Source organism: Candidatus Omnitrophota bacterium, assembly GCA_028715965.1.
GTDB lineage: Bacteria > Omnitrophota > Gorgyraeia > Tantalellales > Tantalellaceae > JAQUQS01.
This window is the reverse complement of record JAQUQS010000038.1, coordinates 1-8,119: the sequence shown is the minus strand read 5'-3', so window position 1 is coordinate 8,119 and position 8,119 is coordinate 1. Positions and strand designations below refer to the sequence as shown.

The following is an 8,119-nucleotide window of genomic DNA, read 5'->3' as shown; positions in this document are numbered from 1 at the left end:
TATTAACGACATCATTTTCATCGATGGAACTAATTAGTGAGCAGCCCCGCTCCCCCCCCGCTCACCACCTCTTTTTTTCCATTCACCCCCTAGTCAAACGATTTACTTGTATGCTAGACTACGATAAAATGATTACCTATAAAGTAGTACCATTCAAGACGATGTTACCTTATCCAATAATATCACAGCTCGAAGCCTATACCGAACACTACAGGCTTAATTACATGGACAGGGCCAACCCCGACAAAGGCTATCACGCTTACCAACACAACGAACTACTGCAAATCGTAGTCATAGGAGGCATCAATAACTATTTCCTAATATACACATACCCGCCGGCCGGCTTTGAGATCGCCGACCCCACAGAACTGGAAACCTTAACACTCTGGCAAGGCTATATACTACAATGGCAACCATTACCCAAGACATACCGGCTAGATGTCAACACGATAGACCATGGCGAGGCAGCCTTTAAGGCCAGAAAACAGGAGCTAGGGTACTAACCACAACATCTTGTGGTATAATGAGCTGAGGATACCACAACATATAGTGGTACTACGATGGTAAAGATACTCAACATAACAGGCGATATTAAGATAGGCACTCAGGGGCCGGCCGTCTACCAGAGGAAACACGGCGTGCAAATCCGGCGAATGAGACAGCCTAAACGAGCTATAGCGAGTGAGAAGCAGATTGAACACCGCCAACTTTACACATCAGCCCTAGCTTGGCGTAAATCCCTCACACTACCTCAGAGGCGTTTTTTAGATGGCTATGCCATATCTCACTGGATAGTTGACGACCATAAACAACCCCTACCATGGCACAGACTAGCTTTGAAGCTATACCTCGAACACATCAAATATACCCTGCTTTATAAGCCACCACCCGCCCCACCACTACCATACGGCATTTATGATCAGCTTTCCGACGCTTCTACATCATACGCTTTTGCATATTCAGGAAAATGGCGAGCGCAAACATTCACGCCGGAATACTCTTATTACGCAAACAATATTCAGCTATCCCTTAAACGTAAGCTAACCATTACCGGCCCATTTTATGTCCGTTTATATCTTGCCGACATTAACCACAAGCCAACCGGCGCACCTTTATGTGAAATATCTAGAGCACCCTCAACCATATCTGAAACCGAAATTGCGTGGTATTCTTTCACTTTTGACCCAATACTACTAACCAAAGGCCAAGAATATGTCATACAGGCCAATCTTATAGGTGGAGGAGGCGCAACGTATATAATTATTTATCTCAGACAAGAGGCCCCATTTTATCCAAGGGGAGTTATGCTTAATAGTACCGATTCAGGCTCTACATGGACTGTTGACGATACCAAAGACCTGCTATTTCGTGTTTATGGCCAGCCTTTACCGCAAGCAGCCGGCGCACACCTTATATCCGTTAGACATACGGCCTTGAAAGACATAGAACACAGCCGTAACGGTATCACGATCGCCAAGTGGCAGAACATGAGCAGCTTTGATAGCGAACAATGGCTAGACTATCTGGAACTAACCGCCGACCCAGGGGACATCATTACAGCAACCACGCTGGCCGGCATCAGTAAAGAATACCGGCCATTTTAACCCCCGCCCTTACTTCCCTTCATCATCCTTCGTGGTTGTTGACCGCCGGCGATATATCCACTCTTTCACTTCATAGCCGCCCAAGCCGGCAATCGACGCTACACCAGCCACCAAACCCATGCCATCATGGCCCATTTCAAGCGCATTATACACAACACACCCTATCACAACGATTGCTATTAGTGGCGCAATACCCGCCAGTATGGCCTTTATTTCTTCGCTCATAATTGACCCCATCATACCACCATGATAAACCATACTGTCAACCCACTACTAATGGGGGATATACACACCAGCCCCGACATGATTATATAATCATATACCAGCACACCAACCCCTACTATCCAGACGAAAGGAGGCTTTCTGCAGAGTGGGTGGCATGCGTCTACCTGTCGCACAGTTCTACTATGCAGCTTTGCGGTTATACCAAGACATCAAACGCCGCAAAAGGAACGCTGCAATAAAACAGCGACAAAAGGAGGCATGCACATGCCAGAAACCGAGATCGAGCAACTACGTTGCTTCGACGTTACCAATAAACACACAGGGGAAAAGGTCAGCAGAATTGCGACCGACGCCATCGACGCCGCAGAACAGGCCGGCTGGCAAATCGACGACTGTTACGTCATACCACAAATGCCACGATATGTCGTCGACCACAAAGACCACATTAAAATACTTGTCCGAGTGCCAGCCAAAACTTGCCCATTCCAATTTTCCGACTGTAACTTGCCCGAGGGCCAATCATGCCCCGTACACCCAAACGCCCCCGACCTCAAAGAATGGCTAATACAGGCGTCAACCGCACACCTTTGTCCGCACTATGGCGTTGAATTAACAAAAGCAGACCACGCCTTAAGCCAAAAATGGCTACCAATAGATGAAGCAATCGCCGCCCTTTCCCCTAAATACCTGTCATTGACCGAGAACGCCCGCCAGTAACCTTGCAACCACCACGATACTAATATATCATCTATAACAACAGCAAAACAGGCACATAGGGCGTACGTTATATGCTATGTCAACTCTTGAAAACAGGTAAACGTAACCCACCCATGACGCACATGGTCGTATAATAAAAGTTATGTCAAATTATGGCCCGTCTTGCTGACCGCTGGTACATTATAGCCATACCATGCGGAGCCGAAATCATCAATCACCCATTCGGCGTACAACTGAATAGCTGCAAGGCGGGCCAGCTCCATGTGGAACAACTGTAACTACCTTGCAGGACAGACCATTCCGCTCCCATGTCTTAAAACTGGTTAGGCGAAGCTGGCTAGAACGGGTCCGGAGCCAAAATTTGGTGAGGAAAGGCCCCGGTGTGGTGAGGGGGGGATTCCCCCTATTCTCCCGATAAACTCCCTATCTCCATTATTCATACCACTACTAAGAATAGTAAAAACGGCGATTTTTTTGTTTTTCTTACGCCCCCCACCCGGCAAATTGACAACACGACCCAACCAGACCCATTGACAAGCGTTCATACCCTCTAAATCTCTATCAATCCCCTTTTTTCTTTCAAAAGGTACTTGACATATCATTTTATCGTAGTCTAGCATCATCATAGAGGCAGGAAAACGACCCCCGCCCCAATGGAAAAAAAGAGGTGGTGAGCGGGGGGGGAGCGGGGCTGCTCACTTAGTTTATATAAAAAAAAGCGGCCCGCAGGCCGCTTTTTTACCCTTTCTGGTTCTGGCTTTGACCACCCACCACCACCAGAATAAAAAGGAGGTGATAGGTAGAAAAGAAAAACAAAAAATTCTAACGATACTTCGTTTCTTATCCAGCTATCTCATTCCACATTCAAAAATACCAACCAAGGAGGAAATTGACAGATGGTAAAAATAATCAACATCTTCGGCGATGAGTATTCCGGCCAAGCCGGAAAAGCCGGCGTCTTTGCTAAGTGGAAAGGCCGGCAGTATCGCCGCAAATACGTTATCCCCTCGAACCCGAAAACCACCATGCAGCAGGTTGTCAGAAACCACTTCTCGAACGCCATCGACAAGTGGCACATTCTACACAGCTTGCAGCGACTGGCATACAGCTACCTAGCAACCGGCCTCGTTATGTCAGGCTTTAACCTTATGGTCAAACGCTGGCAGCAAGCGGCATGCTCCGGCGAGGAAACCCCCATCGACCCCATCATGGGGATTAAGCAGGTGGCGTCAGCTTCAACAACCCGACAAGACCTTAACCCCGTACCAACGGCCCACGCTTTTTCTCTAGGCTATAGCCCGGTAAAGATCGGCAGCCTAACCTTTACCGCAGACGGCGCAGATGAAACCATGGATGCCTACATCGACCTAGCCATGGGCGACGTTCGTATTCCATCGGCAATCACCAAGACAGACGGAGCCAAAGACCTAGGTTCAGCAATAGCGGCCGGCGACAAGCTACTAATATCCTACACCGCCGGCGGCCGCACAGTAACGAGGGAGGTTCTTTACACCGTCCCCGGTGGCGAGAGTTCGATACCCGCAGCCGCAACAATAGCGGCCGCGCTCCGTACCGCCTACCGGCCGATAGACTTCGGCAGCGTAGTAATCGAAACCCTTGATATTTCCGAGGGCGACGGCGTATACACGCAGCTTGAAAGCCTAGAGATTGACCACATCAACGGCGCTGTCTACTACGACATGACCGACGCAGCCGTCGCCACTTCTCATGTAGACTATGACGACGTTGTACCAGTCGAGGACGCCAAGCTAGAGATTACCAAGGTCGACACCAGCTTTATCACATGGCGTCGCTATTCCGACGAATACGGCGACATCCCTGTTTCACAGACCGTCGAGGACGAAACATATGATTTCGTATTGTCAGCCTCAGGATATGAAAGCGTAATCAGGGCCGCCCAATCGGCAGTTCTGGCAGCCGGCCATGAGTGCATCGAATTGACCGCTACTTAAACCTAGCTTTCATCGACCTATATAATATAGCTGCATAATTTACCAAGCGGGGAGGGGCAAAGCCCCTCCCCGCAGTTTAGATCAAAACTTATTAGAGATATGGCAAGAGTAACGATAGGAACAAAACGCCCACAAGCCAGCAATACCGGCATATACTCTCAGTCGCTAAAGAGCGGCGACGTTATCACGTGCCGGCGAAAGATACTAACACCGGCCGATGTCATGCACCCGGGAAGCAAGGCCACGGCCCTACAACGCCAACGCTTTACTAGGGCCGTTCAGCGATATAGCCAACTACCACGACCAAACAAACAACGGCTAAAAAACGAATATCAGTTCATATCATACCAACCACCACACGGCCGCAGCGATACTAAACTGCTATCAGGAAAATCCCTAGCAATAAGCCTCGACATTCACGACCTAGCCACAAAAGGCACAGTTCACCCTATACCGACCGACCTTTGCATGATTGTTACCGACGCAGCAGGAGACCCCCTAGAGGTAAAACGAATATTCCTTTCATCATCGTGGCTGCATGGCTTTATAGCCTACTTTGAACACCTAGGCAACGCCAACTACCTACTAGAAGCAGTAAACACCACAGCCACATCATACGTCATTACCACCAACCTGTCCGGTTGGTGGCCATCCTCAAGGGGATTTACTAGCTTCATCCGGCTAGAGCTACACCAATACATTCAGCTTCGGCCATCATTCTGGATATGGATGTTCGTTGGTGGCCAGCAACTAAACCAATCATACAATGACAACTGGCATTATATCTCAGGACACAGGAGAGCCGACGGCCTACTATACAAGATAGACCCACTACCACCACTTGACGGCAACCCATATCACCAACAGCCGCCCTACTTCATCAACTTCAAGGAAACCAAAATTGACGAGTGGACACTAACCCTGATAGCCCCGAACTATCTTCAATCACCAGTACCAAGCAGCAGCGCAGCAGGGCCGAAAAATACGATATTCTTCGACTCAATACCCGATTACGGCCCCATGAACCCGTGGGTATTCTGGCGTTCGCTGGAATTATCCGGCAACCCATGGGTATACTGGCCCACCCAACAACAACAAGTCATCGGCCACAGCGAATACTAACCGGCCGGATCCGGCCGGTGCCGGCCGGGCCCGCCCTATTGACAATATCGCCGGCATCCGGCTATCCTATAGTAACACTATAATTATGTAAAACAGAGGGAGGCTTAATGCAACCCGGAACATTTTCAGCCGACACCTATACGCTCTCGACACCATACGGCATCGTTAGTGTCAGCCAAGCCGGCCGGCGCATCAGCTTTGAGTTATTTACCGACGTCAGGGAAAGTATGCACCACAAGGCCCTATTCCACTACTGTCAATCACTCAAAAAACGAGGCATCACACGCTACAACGTCGCTCACCTACACCTACCCGATACCGACCGCAGCATTAACCTAAAACGAGGCAGCGCATACCTCGACCTAGCCTACTACCACAGAGGTATATTATTTGAGTGCGAACTAAAAACCAACCGGGAAATCGGCCTAGACCGCACCGCCTCGCAACTAAAGGAGCTATCTAAACATTGTGAGAACTTGCGAGTTTTAGTACCCACCGGCAGCATGGCCGATATGGCCACCATACTACACATGATACACCTAGACCAGAAAATATCCGTCGATACATACGAGTATACCGACGAGGAACCCGACACAACACCGGAGGACTTTCACTTTGACCACTTCCAGACGTAGATTACTATTCACGACGCCTTTTAGGGCCTCTCTTGTCCATCCTAGAGGGCCGTTTTTAGGCACGGAAACCACAAATTTTATATCTCAGGCGTGAGGCTATCCGAAATGAAGCCAGAACAAAAAGAACAAGCCCAACAAAAGATACCAACACCGACACCGATACCGGCTAAATTCAGGACACCGCCGGCATCAACCAACGCACAACAAGCCGCCGGCAACTTGCCCGCTATGCGAGTATCACTAACCAGAAGCGGCAGCAACGCACAGGACTACAACGCTACTTTAACCATCCTCGACCAGTACCGAACCAGTACCGGCTTCAAGTGTCCACGCTGCGACTACCAAACCAAAGATACCGACGCTTTTTTAGAACATATCACGGAGGAAATTAACAAGGCCATCACCAACTGGCCGGCTGGACCTTTACCGCACACATAAATATAATGACACCTATTACACCATCAGGACCCGCCGGCCCGGTAACGTAGTCTAGGAGGTTACAACATGGCATGGGTAATGCCGGTTATAGAGGGCGTTATGACCGTCATGGAGGCCATAACCTTTATACAATTCATTGAGGAGGAAGCCATACAGTCAGCCGGCCTTGGAGCCTTCTTAGCCATAAGACAGAAAGACTTCCATTCTGCATACTTGGCCATCAATCTACTAGAGGATGAGCTACTACCACACTTAGAGGCCGTCAACCAACAACTAGGCTGGATTGCCATTTACTCACAAGGGGCTTTCAGAGACTTCGCAATAGCCGGCCGAACCAACGTAGCCATATATAAAGAGCTATGCACATACAAGGCATAACCAAAACACCACCAGCCACGCCTATACGTCGACCGCCGAAACGATACTTCATACCCCTACCCATCAGGCGAACCTATGAATACCTATCAATCAAACATCTTCGAGCCATACAGCAGGAGGCAAAACCCTAACTATGCTAATGTTCAAGTCGCCAATGTTCATTATAGGGGCAGCACTAAGCCTAGAAAGCATGCGCCGTGGCGTCATGGGAGGCACAGCACTATCACTTTTTATTGACCTATCCATTGACAATCAAACCGGCTGTCAACTTCGTGTCGCCAACTTAGAGAAATACCTCGACATCGAGGAACAATTACTATATTCACTACCACCCCTGCTACAATGGTTATGGGGGCCGTTTTTAGACTACCACAACGCACAGCGTTGTTTTTTCACAATCGCCAATACATTATGTCAACGACTACAAAGGAGGTCATGCGCTGATATATGGGAAAGACAGCTAGAAAACACCGACGAGTAACCATAGATGATCAGGCAATCGCCAAATGTCCTATATGCTCTAAGCCTTACCAGCTAATCCCCGGCCGGCAGCAGCCCACATGTGGCGATATATCTTGCATCATCAAACACCGTAAACAATCATAGCCGGTAATATACTACTCAGGTAATATCAAGCAAACCATCACCACCGGCCAATAATAACCAACAACCAGGCGGGCCGTGGCACGCCATGGCCCGCCCCGACCCGCCATTACCACATCAACCTATACAACCAACCATTACAAGCCCCCCAATTTTCATTACAGCCACCCAAACCTACTACACGACATCAAAACTACCGGCCTTTACATACTACCACCGCTCACTATACAACCCACGGCCAGCCCTACTACTCGAACAACCATAGACCACCGCTACACTATACACTAATCACCAGACAACCAAGCTACTCGACCTCAGGTACAGATGACGTACCGTACCACCACACCCCCCTTTTATTTCAAAGCCAGAACCAGAAAGGGTAAAAAAGCGGCCTGCGGGCCGCTTTTTTTTAAGATCGGAAGAG

The 8,119-nt window shown here is 49.0% G+C and carries 8 protein-coding genes; 7 read left to right on the top strand and 1 reads right to left on the bottom strand.

What is annotated here, in order from left to right; translation table 11 throughout:
- Together PHH49_08395 and PHH49_08390 are read left to right on the top strand one after the other, a co-directional pair.
- Positions 1 to 503, top strand: a 503-nt coding sequence (locus PHH49_08395) for a hypothetical protein (protein MDD5488957.1), incomplete at its 5' end; no start/stop codon positions are given.
- A 57-nt stretch (positions 504 to 560) separates the two neighbouring features.
- Positions 561 to 1,604: a hypothetical protein gene (locus PHH49_08390; protein MDD5488956.1), complete on the top strand. Its 1,044-nt coding sequence runs from the start codon at positions 561 to 563 to the stop codon at positions 1,602 to 1,604.
- A 9-nt stretch (positions 1,605 to 1,613) separates the two neighbouring features.
- Here the strand turns inward: PHH49_08390 and PHH49_08385 are convergent, their stop codons facing one another.
- Positions 1,614 to 1,829, bottom strand: coding sequence for a hypothetical protein (locus tag PHH49_08385; protein ID MDD5488955.1), 216 nt, complete (start codon positions 1,827 to 1,829; stop codon positions 1,614 to 1,616).
- A gap of 264 nt (positions 1,830 to 2,093) precedes the next feature.
- On the opposite strand from PHH49_08385, the gene PHH49_08380 reads away from it, so the two are divergent.
- From PHH49_08380 to PHH49_08360, 5 genes are all read left to right on the top strand, one after another.
- A complete protein-coding gene (locus tag PHH49_08380; GenBank protein MDD5488954.1) occupies positions 2,094 to 2,546 on the top strand; it encodes a hypothetical protein in 453 nt (150 codons plus the stop codon).
- 896 nt (positions 2,547 to 3,442) lie between these two features.
- Positions 3,443 to 4,519: a hypothetical protein gene (locus PHH49_08375; protein ID MDD5488953.1), complete on the top strand. Its 1,077-nt coding sequence runs from the start codon at positions 3,443 to 3,445 to the stop codon at positions 4,517 to 4,519.
- 99 nt (positions 4,520 to 4,618) lie between these two features.
- A complete protein-coding gene (locus PHH49_08370) occupies positions 4,619 to 5,641 on the top strand; it encodes a hypothetical protein (GenBank protein ID MDD5488952.1) in 1,023 nt (340 codons plus the stop codon).
- Positions 5,642 to 5,748: 107 nt separating this feature from the next.
- Positions 5,749 to 6,276 (top strand): hypothetical protein, encoded by a 528-nt coding sequence (locus PHH49_08365; GenBank protein MDD5488951.1) that lies wholly within the window; start codon positions 5,749 to 5,751, stop codon positions 6,274 to 6,276.
- A 504-nt stretch (positions 6,277 to 6,780) separates the two neighbouring features.
- Positions 6,781 to 7,092, top strand: coding sequence for a hypothetical protein (locus tag PHH49_08360; GenBank protein MDD5488950.1), 312 nt, complete (start codon positions 6,781 to 6,783; stop codon positions 7,090 to 7,092).
- Positions 7,093 to 8,119 lie beyond the last annotated feature (1,027 nt).